Raw genomic sequence first — 13,616 nt, forward strand, 5'->3', positions numbered from 1 at the left:
CCCCGCGCCGCCCGTCAGCCCGCGGCCGGCGCGCGGCGCCGGCGCGGGAGGACCGCCGTGAAGGTGGTCCCCTCCCCCTCGGTGCTCGTGACCTCCATCACGCCGCCGTGCGCGACGACCACCGACCGGGTGATCGCCAGCCCCAGCCCGACGCCCGGCACGGCGTTCCGGGTCGCGGTGGTCGTCCGGAAGAACCGGGAGAACAGCTGGTCGACCTCGTCCGCCGGGATGCCGGACCCGGTGTCGGCGACGGCGAACCGCACGTGGTCGACCGTCGCCCTCACCCGCACCGTGACCGTGCCGCCGGCCGGGGTGAACTTCACCGCGTTCGACAGCAGGTTGTCGCCGACCTGCGCCAGCCGGACCGCGTCGGCCCGCAGGGGCACGGCCGCCTCCGGCACGTCGAGCACCAGGGCGACCCCCGCCCGCTCCGCCGCCGGCCGCGCCGACTCCGCGGCCGCGCGCGCGATCTCCGCCACGTCGACGTCCGCGAGCGCCAGCGGGAACCGGCCCGCGTCCACCCGGGCCGTGAACAGCAGGTCGTCCACCAGGCGCAGCAGCCGGCCCGCGTTCCGCTCGGCCACCTCGACGGACCGGAGCTGGTCGGGCGTGAGCGGGTCGTCCCGGAGCAGGTCCAGGTGGCCGACGACCGCGCTCACCGGCGTGCGCAGCTCGTGCGAGATCATCCCGGTGAACTGGTCCTGCAGCCGGGCGGCCTCGTGCACGGCGGAGGCGTCCGTCGCGACGAACAGGTAGCCCGCCGGCCGGCCCTCCCCGTCCAGCCGGACCGTGGTCGACACCTGCACCGGCACCGGCGAGCCGTCAGCACGCAGCCACGTCCACTCGGACGCCTCGGCGCGGCCCGGGGCCACGTCGGCGACCAGCGCCGCGAACGGGGTGGTCGTCCCGGCCTGCCGCCAGCGCTCCTGCAGCTCGCCCGGCGCGACGAGCGCCTCGGCCCGCAGCGCGCCCTGCGCCTCGGCGGCGGTCCGCCCGAGCAGCCGCTCCGCCCCGGGGTTCCACACGTCGACCACGCCGTCGGACCCGGTGCCCACCACCGCCTGCTCGGTGACGGCGTCCAGCACGCTGCGGGTGAGCCGGTCGGCGTCGCGCAGCCGCGCCAGGTGCCCGCGCAGGCGGCGTGCGAGCTCGTTGACGGTCAGCGCGGCGAGGGCGTAGACCGCGGGCGCGGCGACCGCCCGCCACCAGGTGAGGTCGTCGCGGGCGCCGCCCAGTCCCGGCAGCGCGGGCAGCAGCAGCGCGAGGCAGGACGCCCCGGCCGCGACGGCCACGGACCAGCGACCCGGCTCCGCGGCGATCCAGATGACGGGCAGCACCAGGACCGCACCGAGCAGCGAGTCCGCGCCTCCCGTGCCGGCCCGCAGCAGGCCGACGGCCAGGATCGACAGCAGCGGCACGGCCACCGCCCAGCCGTCGCCGGCGGACCAGGGGTCGGCGGCGCGACGGGTGGCCGCCGGCGGGCGCCACGCCGCGAGCAGCGCGAGCGCGGTGGCGGCGGCGAGCAGCACCGCCCCCGCGAGCACGGCGCGCCGGTCGGTCACGTCCGCGCCCGGCGCCGCGCCCGCGAGGGCGGCGCCGAGCAGCACCCCGAGCACCGTGGGCGCGTGCTTGAGCAGGACGGTGCGGTCGTGCGGGCCGCCGGTGGTCCCGCGGCGACCTCGGGGCCCGTCGCGGGCGGTCACGCCGGCCACGCGCCGACCGGGGCCCCGGCGCCCGGGGTCCCGGCGCCCGGGCCGACCCCGCCGGTGTCCCGGACGATCTCCAGCGGCTCCACCGCGCGCCCGGACCCGAACCGCGACCAGTACCGCGCCGTCGCCCGCACGAAGTCGGGCTCCAGGTAGTCCCGGATGCCCGCCTGGGACGCGAAGCACGCCAGCATCGCGAGCTTCGTCCCGAGGTGGCCGTCGATCGTGACGAAGCGGCTGGGCCGGAAGTCGACCGTCGCCGACGGGCTCTGGAAGCAGGCGACCGTCCCGAGCCCGCGGGTGCCGACCATCGTCGCGTCGTGCACCGCGCGGTGGTCCTGGTGCCGGTCGTTCGCGCTGTGCGTGTAGACGACCGCCGGCCGCACCTCCTCGACCACGCGCTCGACGATCTCGAGCGTCGGCCCGGCGACCGGGATCTGGGTGTCCGGCAGGTCCTCCAGGACCAGCCGGGCGCCGATCAGCGCGGCCGCGGCGAGCGACTCGCCCTCCCGGGCCGCGCCGTCCCCGCCGCGCGCCCCCCGGGACAGCGTGAGGACGACGACGGTGTCACCGGCCGCCCGGTGGGCCGCGAGGATGCCGCCGGCCCCGATCTCCACGTCGTCCGGGTGCGCGCCCACCGCCAGCACCACCGGACGCGCCGCCAGGGCCGCACGGCGTCGCTCGCCGAGCCGGCGCACGACCTCGACCAGCTGGCCGGCGGCGACGGGCTTGGTGAGGAACTCGTCGGCCCGCTGCCGCAGGGCGCCCACCGCGTACTCCACCGAGACGTGGGCGGTCATCACCACGACGCCCACGTCCGGTGCGTGCTCGCGCAGCAGGCCCGCGAGCTCCAGGCCGGAGGTGCCGGGCATCTCGATGTCCGTGACGACGACGTCGGGGTCGAACCGCGCGAGCGTGCCGGCGATGTCCGCGGCGTCGTGCAGCACCACGACCTCGCAACCGGCCCGTCGCTCCAGCACGGTGCCCGTGTACGCCGCGACGTCGGGGTCGTCGTCCAGGACGACGACCCGCAGCGCAGAGCCGGTCAAGCGGTTCCTCCCAGCGTGGGTCGGGTGCGGGGCAGCCCGTCCGGCACGCCCCGGCCATGCTCGCAGATTCACCCGTACGGCGGCGGGCGGGCCGCGGGGGCCGTGCGCATGATGCCGTCATCGGACGGGGAGGCGACGATGCCGCACCACGGGGACCTTCCGCGCCTGGCGGCGCTCGACGACACCACGCTCGCGCGGGCCCGCACCGTCCTCGTCCACTCGCCCGACCCGTCCGGGGACGGCGACCTCGTCTGGACCCTGACCGTCCTGGACGGCGCCGGGGAGCCGCTCGGCCGCGAGCGGCTCAGCGCGCCCGACTGGCCCACGCCGCTGGCCGAGATCATCGCGCCGCACCTGGACGTCGCCGGGCTGCGCGTGGTCGGCGGCTGGCGGACCGACCTGGGCGAGGACGCCCTGCCGCGGCACGAGGCGCGGGTCCGTCCCGAGGCGTGACCGCCAGGGCCGTGCGGGGGTCGCAGCACCTGGACGCGAGCGGCGGGGGCGCCCGCGGTTGCCTAGGGTGGGGTCGGACCGGCGGGTGGACGCCCGCGGGCGTGGTGGAAGGGGCGGACGTGGAGATCGCGGTGCAGCGGATCGGGGGGCCCGTCGTGGTCCTGCGGCCCCGGGGGCGGCTCACCGCCGGCGACGCCCCGGAGCTGCGCGCGGTCGTGGCCGACCTGGTCGAGCAGGGCCGCACCAAGCTCGTCGTCGACCTCGAGGAGACGACGTTCCTCGACTCGTCCGGCCTCGGGGCCCTCATCGCCGGGCTGCGCGCGACCCGCACCGCGGGCGGCGACCTCACGATCGCCCGGCCGACCGGCCAGGTGCTCGACGTCCTCACGCTGACGACGATGATCCGGGTGCTCCCGCCGCACGAGACCGTCGCGGACGCCTTCGCCGCGCTGGCCTGAGCGCCCGTCCGCCGGGGTGGGGGCGGCGCGGGGCGGGGCCGGGCCGGCGGGGACGGGGACGCCGGTGGCGACGCCGGAGCCGTCCCCGGACGCGTCCGCCTCGGCCGCCGAGGACCAGTCGGCGGACGACGCTCGCGCCGCGGCGGAGGCGGCGGCCGATGCGGCGCTCCGGGACGGCACCGCGCAGGGGGCGGCGCCGTACTGGTACACGCTGACCGTGGCGCCGGACGGGGTGACGGACCGCCGCGAGTTGTGGCAGAGCCCGGACCGTCCGGGGCTGCTCGTCTGGGGTGGCGACCTCGGCAACACCGAGGCGACGGCGCCGTCGTACACGGCCGGCCGGTTCCGCATCGACGGGCAGTGGATCGACGAGGTGCGCGATGCTGACGTGCTTCCCACCGACCCGGCAGCGCTCGAGCAGGTGTTCCGTGACAGCATCGAGCCCGACCGCCGTAGCGGGAGCGACGACGAGAAGGTCTACGGGATGGCGTACGACCTGCTGAACAACAACCCGGGCTGGCTGCCGACCGCGCTGCTCCAGGCGGCGTGGCAGGTCGCCGGCTCGCTCCCGGGGTCGACGGTCGTGCCCGGCGAGGACTCGCTGGGGCGCGCGGGTGAGGTCCTGACCCGGCCGGGTGCGCAGGGCGGCGCCGAGCGGATCGTCGTCGACCCGGCGACGGGGCTCATCCTGGAGATGAACTCGGGCGCGAGCACCCGGGTGTTCCAGCAGTCGCCCGCGGACGCGGTCCCGGCCCAGCCGTCCCTCGACGGCACCGGCTGTCGCTCGTGGGACGCCTGCTGACCCGCCGGCACGGGCGCGAGGTCGGCGGTTCCGCCCCAGGTCGGCGGTTGCGCCGCCCCCGTGGTGGACGCAACCGCCGACCTCGGCGGTGGCGCTGGTCACGACCGGCCGGGTGCACGCGCCGCGACGCCTAGGATCGTCCCCGTGGCGGGACGGATCCGGCGGGAGGACGTGCAGACGGTCCGCGAGCGCGCCCGGATCGAGGACGTCGTCGGCGAGCACGTCGCGCTGAAGACCGCCGGCGTCGGCTCGATGAAGGGCCTGTGCCCGTTCCACGACGAGAAGTCGCCATCGTTCCACGTCCGCCCGCAGGTCGGGCTCTACCACTGCTTCGGGTGCGGCGAGGGCGGCGACGTCATCGACTTCATCCAGAAGATCGACGGCCTGCCGTTCACCGAGGCGGTCGAGTACCTGGCCGGCCGCGCCGGCGTGACGCTGCGGTACGAGGAGGGCGGCGGCCCCCGCCCCGGCCACGAGCCCGGCAAGCGGCAGCGGCTGCTGGAGGCGCACCGTGTGGCCGCGGAGTACTTCGCGGAGCAGCTGCTGTCCCCGGAGGGGGCGACCGCCCGGCAGTTCCTGGCCGAGCGCGGGTTCGACCGCGCGGCCGCGGAGCAGTTCGGCGTGGGCTACGCGCCCCAGGGCTGGGACCACCTGCTCCGGCACCTGCGCGGCCGGTCGTTCACCGAGGCGGAGCTCACCGCCAGCGGCCTGATGAGCCAGGGCAACCGGGGGCTGTACGACCGGTTCCGCGGTCGGCTGGTGTGGCCGATCCGCGAGGTCACCGGCGACGTCGTCGGGTTCGGCGCGCGGCGGCTGTACGAGGACGACCAGGGGCCGAAGTACCTGAACACCCCCGAGACCCCGCTCTACAAGAAGTCCCAGGTGCTCTACGGCATCGACCTGGCCAAGCGGGAGATCGCGAAGAACAAGCAGGTCGTCGTCGTCGAGGGCTACACCGACGTCATGGCGATGCACCTGTCCGGGGTCGGCACGGCGGTCGCCACCTGCGGCACGGCGTTCGGCTCGGACCACGCCCGCATCGTGCGGCGGCTGATGGGCGCGGGCGGTGCCGGGTCCGGCATCCAGCTCGCGTCGGGGGAGTCGGTCGGCGGCGAGGTCGTGTTCACGTTCGACGGCGACTCCGCGGGGCAGAAGGCCGCGATGCGCGCGTTCGGCGAGGACCAGGCGTTCAGCGCCCAGACGTTCGTCGCCGTGGCCGAGGGCGGCATGGACCCGTGCGACCTGCGGCAGGCCCAGGGGCCCGACGCCGTGCGCGCCCTGGTCAAGACGCGGCAGCCGCTGTTCCAGTTCGTCATCCGGACCACGCTCGACGGGTTCGACCTGCACACCGCCGAGGGCCGGGTGGCCGCGCTGCGCGCCGCCGCGCCGATCCCCGGCGGCATCCGCGACGCCGCGCTGCGGCCGGAGTACACCCGCATGCTCGCGGGGTGGCTCGGGATGGATGTCGAGACGGTGCAGCGCGCGGTGCAGCAGGCCTCCCGGGGCGGGCGGTCGTCCGGCGGCCGGGACGCCGGACGCGGGGCGCCGTCGTCGGCGGGCTACGGCCAGGGCGGCGGGTACGGGGCCGACGGCGGCCGGTCGGCCTTCGTGCCCCCGGGCCCGGAGGAGGGCGGCTGGCGCCGGGACGGCGGGCGCGGCCAGCGCGGGGGACGACCCGGCGGTGGTGGCCCGGGCGGCGGGCAGCGCGGCCCGGGTGGCGGCGGTGGCGGCCGGTGGGACGACCGGCGCGGGGGCGGCGACCGGTTCCCGGGCGGCGGTCGCGGGTCGACCAACCAGGGCCAGGGCTACGGCCGGCGGTTCGACGAGCCGCCGCCGGAGCCGTACGACGACGCGCCCCCGCACGACCTCCACCAGGCCGGCGCCGGCGCGCGCGACGGCGCGACCGCGCTGCCCGCGCCGCAGATGGCCATGCCCGACCCGCGCGACCCGGTCACCGCGACCGAGCGGCGGGCGCTCGAGGCCGTGCTCCAGATGCCGGACGCCGTGCCGCCGGAGTTCGACGACCTGCCGCCGGAGGCCTTCACCGCGCCCGCGTACCGGGCCGTGCACGCCGCGATCCGCGCCGCCGGGGGTGCGGCCGCCGCGCGCGCCCGGGTCGCCGCGGAGGGTCCCGGCGCGGCTGTCGGCTGGGTCGAGGCCGTCCGCGAGGAGGCGGCATCGCCGGTCGAGAGCCTCATCACTCGGCTCGCGGTCGCGCCGCTCCCCGAGGACCGGCCCGACCGGCTGCCCGGCTACGCCCGCGGGCTGGTCATGGCGCTGGTCGAGATGGAGCTCACCCGGCACATCGCCGACCTGCGCGGGCGCCTGCAGCGGATGGACGCGCAGGCCGACCCGGACGGGTACCGCGACCTCGCGCGCGAGCTGTTCGAGCACGAGAACCGGCGGCGGGCGCTGCGCGAGAGCGCCTGAGCGGGGCGCCCCGGGCGCCCCGGCGGCTGCGCGCCCCGGCGGTACGGTGCCCGCATGGAGCGGTGGGGCGCGGCGCTGTACGGCGAGCCGTGCGGGGAGTGCGGGTACACCTGGGGGCTGACCGCGGACGCGGCGGTGCACGTGGTGTCCGAGGTCCCCGGCCGGTTCGCGGCCGTGCTGGTCACCGCGCCGGACCCGCTGCGGCACCCCGACCTCGGCTGGTCGACCGCCGCCTACGTCCGGCACGTCGCCGACAACCTGGAGATCTGGGCGTACCGGCTGGACGCCGCCCGCTGCGACGGCCGCACCACCACCGCCGGCTACGACCCGGACGCGCTCGCGGCGGCCCGGGACTACGCGCACGCCACGGTCGGGGCCTCGCTGCTCGCCCTGCGCCGGGTCGTCCCGGGCTGGGTCGACGCGGTCACCGCGGCCCTGGCCGAGGGCGTCGTGCTCGACCACGCGACCCGCGGGCCGCAGCGCGCCGAGGACGTGGCGCGGAACAACGCGCACGACGCCCTGCACCACCTGCGCGACGTGCGGCGGATCGTCGAGCACGCGGCGACGGTCACCGGGTCCTGACGGCGGCGGGCGACCGCGCGCACACCCGGGGCCACTACCCTGACCGGCATGACGACTGCGGAGGCCGCACCCGGCCAGGACCTGCCCGACGAGCGCGAGATCCTGGGCTGGGACGAGTTCGGCGAGGCGGCGCGCGACCTCGCCCGCGCGGTGGTGGCGTCCGGCTTCGAGCCCGACGTCGTGGTGGCGGTGGCCCGCGGCGGCCTGCTGCCCGCCGGCGCCCTGTCCTACGCCCTGGGCCTGAAGGCCTGCGGCACCCTGAACGTCGAGTTCTACACGGGCATCGACGCGCGGCTGCCCGAGCCGGTCGTGCTGCCGCCGCTGCTGGACAACGCGGCGCTGGTCGGCCGCCGGGCGCTCGTCGTCGACGACGTGGCGGACACGGGGGAGACCCTGGCGCTGGTGCAGCGGCTCGTCGCGGAGCACTGCGAGGAGGCGCGCACGGCGGTGCTGTACGCGAAGTCGCACTCGATCGTCGCGCCGGACTTCGTGTGGCGGCGGACCGACCGGTGGATCACGTTCCCCTGGTCGGCGCAGCCGCCGGTCACGGTCTGACGGCGCGGTCGGCAGGGGGAGCCACGTGCGGGGCCCGTCGGCGCTCCGGCTGCGCTGCGTCGCCGCCCGCGGCGCGTTCCTCCCCGCCGGCCGCCGGCCCCGCGGCACCACCGGGGCGTCCGCGTACGCGGTGACGCACGGGCGCGCGTACGAGGCGGTCGGGGTCCTGGTGCTCGCCGACCACCTGAGCGTGCTGGTGCGCGACGACTGGGGCGGCCCGGCGTTCGTGCCCGCGGAGCTGTTCGCGGGCGTCGCGACGGTCGTCCCGCCGGGCTGGGCGTTCGCCCTCGACTCGGGCGCGCGGGCCGGTCGGCGGGCGCTCTGGGGCGAGCCGGTCGTCGCGGTCTGGGGCTACCCGGCGCTCGTCGAGGAGGACGGCCACGCGGCGGCGCTCCTGGCCGGCGACGCCCGGGCGGTGGCGCTGTTCGACGAGGCCTGCGGGGCGTAGCCCCGGCGGGTGCGTGCCGAATCCCACCCGATCGTCGCGTGGCCACCCGATCGATCGGGGTGCGGCGCGGCGATCGGGTGGCGAACGGGCCGGGGGCACCGCGCCTCAGCCCGGCGTCGCCCCCGCGCCGCCCAGGCCCTCCGCCCGTGCGCGCACGATCGCCGCCGACCGGTCGGGCACCTCCAGCTTGGTGAGCACGTTCGCGACGTGGTTCCGGACCGTCTTCGCCGACAGCCCGAGCCGCCGCGCGATGACCAGGTTGTCGTGCCCGCCGGCGACCAGGTCGAGCACCTCGCGCTCGCGGTCGGTGAGCCGCGGGAACGGCACCCGGACCGACGAGCGCCCGCCGAGGACGTAGGCCATCGCCCGCTCGGCCACGGACGGCCCGAGGATCATCTCCCCGGCGGCGACGGCGCGGACCGCGCGCTCGACCTGCTCGGGCGGCGCGGACTTCACGAGGTACCCGCGCGCCCCGGCCCGGACCGCGGCCACCACGGCGTCGTCGTCCTCGTGCATGCTCATGACGAGCACGGCGGTCCCCGGGCGCGCGGCGACGACCTCCCGCGTGACGTCGATCCCCGACCCGTCGCCGAGATCCAGGTCCATGACGACGACGTCCGCACCGGGCGCGCCGTCGTCGGTCAGGAGCGCCCGCGCCTCGGCCGCGCCGGCCGCCGCCCCGACGACCTCGACACCCGCGAGGGACCCCAGCAGCGCGGCCATGCCGATCCGGAACACCGGGTGGTCGTCCACGAGGGCGACCCGCACCGTCACGTCGGCACCGCCTCGGCGGGGTCGGTCTCGGCGGCCGCACCGGCGCCCACCTCGGCGCCGACACCGGCGCCGACGCCGACGCCCACCTCGGCGCCCACCCCGGCCGCCCGCGGCACGGGCGCCCCCGGCACCAGCGGCAGCACCGCGCGCACGACCGTCCCCGGTGCCGCGGCGGCCACCTCCACCCAGCCGCCGAGCTCGTCGGCCCGCTCCCGCATGGAACGGGTGCCCACGCCGACGGCGTCGCCCGCCCGCGCGGTCCCGGCGGCCGGGCCCGGCCCCCGGCCCGCATCCGCGCACCGGACCTCCAGCGCCTCCGCCGACCGGCGCACCACGATCCGGCAGCCGTCGGCACCCGAGTGCCGCTGCGCGTTGCGCGCCGCCTCGCTCAGCACCCCGTACGCCGCGGCCGCCACGACGGGATCGAGCGCCCCCGGTTCGTCGCCGGCGACCTCGACCGCGAACCCCTCGCGCCCGAGCCGCCGGGCCAGGTCGTCGAGCGCCGGCCCGAGGCCCTGCTCGTCGAGCACCGGCGGCAGCAGCCCGCGGGCGAGGTCCCGGACGTCCTCGACGCGCCGCTCGGCCTCGTCCCGCAGCGCGGTCAGCGCGGCGCGCGCCGCCTCGACGTCGTCGGGCCGGCCGCCGTCGAGCAGGTTCACCGCCCCCTGCAGCCCGAGTCGCATCCCGGACAGCCACGGCCCCAGCCCGTCGTGCAGCTCCCGCCGCACGGCGCGGCGCTCGCGGAGCCGTGCGGACGTGGCGGCGTCCCGGGCCCGCTCCAGGTCCCGGGCCCCCGCCGCGAGCGCCAGGCCCGCCGCGACGACGGGCGCGAGCTGGTCGAGGGCGGCCCGGGTCCGGCCGTCCAGCCGCTCTCCCGGCGGGGCGGTCACGGCCAGCTCGCCGACGAGGCCGCCCGCCCGCTCGACCGGCAGCCGCACCGGCTCGGAGGTGGGCGACCCCCAGGACGCGGCGAGCGGGTCGGCGCCGGCCGACGCCAGGCGGACCGACTCCAGCCGGAGCGCCTCGCCGACGCCCGCCGCCAACCCGGCGAGCAGGTCCGCGGACCCGCCCGGCGTGGTCAGGCTCCGGCCGAGGAGCAGGGCGGCGCGCCCGGGGTCCGCGGCCTCGCCGTAGACCAGGTGGCGCACGCGGGTCTGCAGCCAGCCGCGCACGGGCTGGAGCAGCAGCACGACCCCGACGGCCGCGGCGACCTGCGCGCCCGGCGTGCTGGTGCCGGCGAGCGCCGACACCCCCGCCGTGACGATCGCGTACACCCCGGCGAGGGTGAGCGTGAGCAGCGCGGCGACCGTCGCCCGGCTGATGGCCAGGTCGAGCCCCCACAGGCGGTTGCGCAGGACCGTCACCAGCAGCGCGGCCGGGAACAGCGCCTGGCAGACCAGGTGGCTCACCGGCACGGCGAGGAACAGCGCGGGCCCGGGGTCCGCGAGCACCAGCGGCACGAACGACAGGGCCATGATCGCGGTCGCGACGGCGAGCAGGCCCAGCCCGCGACGTTCCGCCTCGGGCCCGCGGCGGTACCGCCACCACGTGGCGCCGGCGGTGAGCAGCCCGGCGACCACGACCAGCGCGATCGCCCCCCGCGCGTCCGACATCGGCGCGAGCAGCCGGGTCCCGGTGAGCAGCAGGGCCGAGCCGGTCCCCAGCGCGACGCCGGCCCAGGCCACCGGCCCGAGCCGCCGGTCGCGGGCCAGCCACGGCACCACGGTGAACAGTGCGACGGTGCCCGGCACCCACACCCAGCCGAAGGCGCCCGTCAGCCAGTCGAGCGCGGGAGCGCCGGGCCGGGTGGCCGCGAACACGCCCCACGCGCCGCCGACCGCCGACACCCCGCCCGCGACGCCCGTCAGCGCGACGAGCCAGCCCACGGGGTGCCGGCGCCGGGACAGGATGACCGCGCCGACCGTGCCGTAGACGGCCGCCACGGTGACGTCGACGGCGGTGAACAGCAGGTCCCCGGCGGCCATCCCGCCCCCGGCGGCGACGTGCAGCACGGCGGCGGTCCCGGCGAGCAGCCAGGCGACCAGGGCGATCGCGAGCGCCACGCCGGGCAGCCCGTCGCGCGTCCGCTCGTGCGCGCCCGAACCCTCCCGGTCCATGGCGTCACCGTAGGGGCAAACCACCACAGAACGGGAGGGTTCGGGCGCGAGCGTGGTGCCGAGGGTCACCGCCGGTCGCCCGCGGCGAAGCCGATCGCCGTCACCAGCAGCCAGAGCGGTCCGGTGAACCCGGCCATGTACTGCAGCGGCGAGATGCCGAGCAGCAGCGTCAGCCCGCCGAGCACGGCCCCGACCCAGCCGAGCCAGCGCGGCGCCGCCGCGTGCCGGAGCGCCGCGACGGCCACCGCCACCCCGGACAGCCCCGCCCCGACCCACAGCCACGGGATGGTCGCGATCCAGTCGCTGAAGAACGCGCCCGACTCCGGGACGATCAGGTCGACGTCGGCGAACCCGAACATGAACTGCGTGTCCAGCCCGGACCCGAGCAGCCCGGCCACCGACACGAGCAGCAGCCCGGCACCCGCGACCGGTCCCAGCAGGCTCCCGGCGGGCGCCTGCTGGGACAGCCGCCGCGAGAGGCCGGCGGCGAACACGACCGCCAGCAGCGCCGAGACGATCGTCGCCGTGTGGAACACCAGCAGCGCCCCGGTGCGCCCGGACAGGTCCGCGACGATCGCGTCCGCGTCGCCGGCGGTCTCCTCCCAGTTCACGCCGAGCGCCATCGAGGCCTGGATGCCGACCAGGCCGGTGACGCCGGCGGCGATCCCGGCCAGCGCCCACCCGCGGGGCTGGGGGCGCACCCGGGTGGCGGGTGCCGACGGCGGCACGGGCGCGGCGTCCGTCGCGCCGGTGCCGCCCCCTGCGGCGGCACCGGCGCCGGGCGCGCGGCCGGCGGTCGTGGGCGAGGTGTCGTGCGTGGTCATGTCGTGCCCCTCCGTGACGGGGAGGCCCGGTGCCTCCGCCGGGCACGACGCTGGGCCGGGACGCGTCCCGGGCGGAAGGGCGCGGCGCCCGGATCGCCGGGCGATCGGGCCGGGCGGTCGGGCGGGGCGCGCAGCGGCGCCCGACGCCGGCACGCGGCCTACGCCTTCCGGCGCGCCCCACGCCGGTCGGCGTGGGCGGGGCCGGACAGCGTAGGCCGCGCGGTCCCGGCCCGGGCGGGCCGTGCGGGCGACGGCACCGCACGGCGGGTATCTCCGTGCGGCCCGCTGGACGTCGTCGCTACACTCGTGCGCACAGGCACCGATCCGGCCATCACCGGGGAGCCTCCGGAAGAACAGGGCGAGCCGCGGCACCACCGCGGCGGACCCCCAGTAGAACCGGACGGGGCAGGCCCGTCACAGCCGCAGCAGCAGAGTGGTCGCGCGCCGACCCCGCGAGGGGCAGGCGATCGGCAAGCGGGGTGGTACCGCGGTGCCCGCCGGGGCTCAGGTCCGGGCGTGACGTCGTCCCCGTGGATCCGCCACCGCACCGCGAGCCCCCGGGCCCGCCGACCACCAGGAGCGCCATCCGCCATGGCCTATCCGCTGCACCGCACCCCGAGCGGCAAGCACGCCGCCCCCGTCGCGCCCGGCGCGTCCTTCGGCCTGCCCGCGTCCCCGGACCTGCCGGCGCTGGAGAAGGACGTCCTCGCGTACTGGGAGTCCGACGGGACGTTCCAGGCGTCGATCGACGCGCGTGACGCCGGCACCGACGGCGCCAACGAGTTCGTGTTCTACGACGGCCCGCCGTTCGCGAACGGCCTGCCGCACTACGGCCACCTGCTGACCGGGTACGCCAAGGACATCGTCGGCCGGTACCAGACGCAGCGCGGTCGCCGCGTCGAGCGCCGGTTCGGCTGGGACACGCACGGCCTGCCGGCGGAGCTCGAGGCGGAGCGGATCCTCGGCATCACCGACAAGTCCCAGATCGAGGAGATGGGCATCAAGGCGTTCAACGACGCCTGCCGGACGTCGGTGCTGCGGTACACCGACGAGTGGCGGGTGTACGTGACGCGCCAGGCGCGCTGGGTCGACTTCGACCACGACTACAAGACGCTGGACCCGACGTTCATGGAGTCGGTCATCTGGGCGTTCAAGCAGCTCTACGACAAGGGCTGGGCGTACGAGGGCTACCGCGTGCTGCCGTACTGCTGGAACGACCAGACGCCGCTGTCGAACCACGAGCTGCGGATGGACGACGACGTCTACAAGGACGTCCAGGACCAGACGGTGACCGTCACGTTCCCGCTGACCGGCGAGCGCACCGCCGAGCTCGGCCTCGACGGCGTCGCCGCCCTCGCCTGGACGACCACCCCCGGCACGCTGCCGACCAACGCGGGGCTCGCCGGTCAGCGGGAACG

At 77.7% G+C, this 13,616-nt stretch carries 13 protein-coding genes; 8 read left to right on the forward strand and 5 right to left on the reverse strand.

Annotation, left to right across the window (positions count from 1 at the left end):
- Window positions 1–14: 14 nt before the first annotated feature.
- Together MHY85_RS21830 and MHY85_RS09420 are read right to left on the reverse strand one after the other, a co-directional pair.
- A complete protein-coding gene (locus MHY85_RS21830) occupies window positions 15–1,712 on the reverse strand; it encodes a cell wall metabolism sensor histidine kinase WalK (protein WP_239195800.1) in 1,698 nt (565 codons plus the stop codon).
- Window positions 1,700–2,755, reverse strand: coding sequence for a response regulator (locus MHY85_RS09420; protein ID WP_239195801.1), 1,056 nt, complete (start codon window positions 2,753–2,755; stop codon window positions 1,700–1,702). The genes MHY85_RS21830 and MHY85_RS09420 overlap by 13 nt, the downstream gene beginning before the upstream one ends.
- A gap of 138 nt (window positions 2,756–2,893) precedes the next feature.
- Between MHY85_RS09420 and MHY85_RS09425 the strand changes: the two genes are divergently transcribed.
- The 7 genes from MHY85_RS09425 to MHY85_RS09455 all read left to right on the forward strand — a co-directional run bounded on the left by MHY85_RS09425 (window position 2,894) and on the right by MHY85_RS09455 (window position 8,483).
- Window positions 2,894–3,208 carry a hypothetical protein gene (locus tag MHY85_RS09425; RefSeq protein ID WP_239195802.1) on the forward strand — a complete coding sequence of 105 codons (315 nt, stop codon included), beginning with the start codon at window positions 2,894–2,896 and terminating at the stop codon, window positions 3,206–3,208.
- A gap of 101 nt (window positions 3,209–3,309) precedes the next feature.
- Window positions 3,310–3,666, forward strand: a complete 357-nt coding sequence (locus tag MHY85_RS09430; RefSeq protein WP_239195803.1) for an STAS domain-containing protein — start codon at window positions 3,310–3,312, stop codon at window positions 3,664–3,666.
- A 64-nt stretch (window positions 3,667–3,730) separates the two neighbouring features.
- The gene (locus MHY85_RS09435) at window positions 3,731–4,468 is read left to right on the forward strand and encodes a hypothetical protein (RefSeq protein ID WP_239195804.1); all 738 of its coding nucleotides are present in this window, start codon (window positions 3,731–3,733) and stop codon (window positions 4,466–4,468) included.
- Between the two features lie 144 nt (window positions 4,469–4,612).
- Window positions 4,613–6,898, forward strand: coding sequence for a DNA primase (gene dnaG / locus MHY85_RS09440; RefSeq protein WP_239195805.1), 2,286 nt, complete (start codon window positions 4,613–4,615; stop codon window positions 6,896–6,898).
- A gap of 54 nt (window positions 6,899–6,952) precedes the next feature.
- On the forward strand, window positions 6,953–7,480 hold the full coding sequence (locus MHY85_RS09445; RefSeq protein WP_239195806.1) for a DinB family protein: 528 nt from the start codon (window positions 6,953–6,955) through the stop codon (window positions 7,478–7,480).
- A gap of 48 nt (window positions 7,481–7,528) precedes the next feature.
- Window positions 7,529–8,035, forward strand: coding sequence for a phosphoribosyltransferase (locus MHY85_RS09450; RefSeq protein WP_158373074.1), 507 nt, complete (start codon window positions 7,529–7,531; stop codon window positions 8,033–8,035).
- 25 nt (window positions 8,036–8,060) lie between these two features.
- The gene (locus MHY85_RS09455) at window positions 8,061–8,483 is read left to right on the forward strand and encodes a hypothetical protein (protein WP_239195807.1); all 423 of its coding nucleotides are present in this window, start codon (window positions 8,061–8,063) and stop codon (window positions 8,481–8,483) included.
- A gap of 105 nt (window positions 8,484–8,588) precedes the next feature.
- Here the strand turns inward: MHY85_RS09455 and MHY85_RS21835 are convergent, their stop codons facing one another.
- The 3 genes from MHY85_RS21835 to MHY85_RS09470 all read right to left on the reverse strand — a co-directional run bounded on the left by MHY85_RS21835 (window position 8,589) and on the right by MHY85_RS09470 (window position 12,198).
- The gene (locus MHY85_RS21835) at window positions 8,589–9,257 is read right to left on the reverse strand and encodes a response regulator transcription factor (protein ID WP_239195808.1); all 669 of its coding nucleotides are present in this window, start codon (window positions 9,255–9,257) and stop codon (window positions 8,589–8,591) included.
- The gene (locus MHY85_RS09465; protein ID WP_239195809.1) at window positions 9,254–11,374 is read right to left on the reverse strand and encodes a histidine kinase; all 2,121 of its coding nucleotides are present in this window, start codon (window positions 11,372–11,374) and stop codon (window positions 9,254–9,256) included. Before MHY85_RS09465 ends, MHY85_RS21835 begins: the two co-directional genes overlap by 4 nt.
- A 65-nt stretch (window positions 11,375–11,439) precedes the next feature.
- Window positions 11,440–12,198: a hypothetical protein gene (locus tag MHY85_RS09470; protein ID WP_239195810.1), complete on the reverse strand. Its 759-nt coding sequence runs from the start codon at window positions 12,196–12,198 to the stop codon at window positions 11,440–11,442.
- Window positions 12,199–12,789: 591 nt separating this feature from the next.
- Between MHY85_RS09470 and MHY85_RS09475 the strand changes: the two genes are divergently transcribed.
- Window positions 12,790–13,616 (forward strand): class I tRNA ligase family protein (locus tag MHY85_RS09475; RefSeq protein WP_239195811.1); only part of this gene is annotated, 827 nt, incomplete at its 3' end.

It is taken from the genome of Cellulomonas sp. ACRRI, assembly GCF_022346185.1.
GTDB lineage: Bacteria > Actinomycetota > Actinomycetes > Actinomycetales > Cellulomonadaceae > Cellulomonas.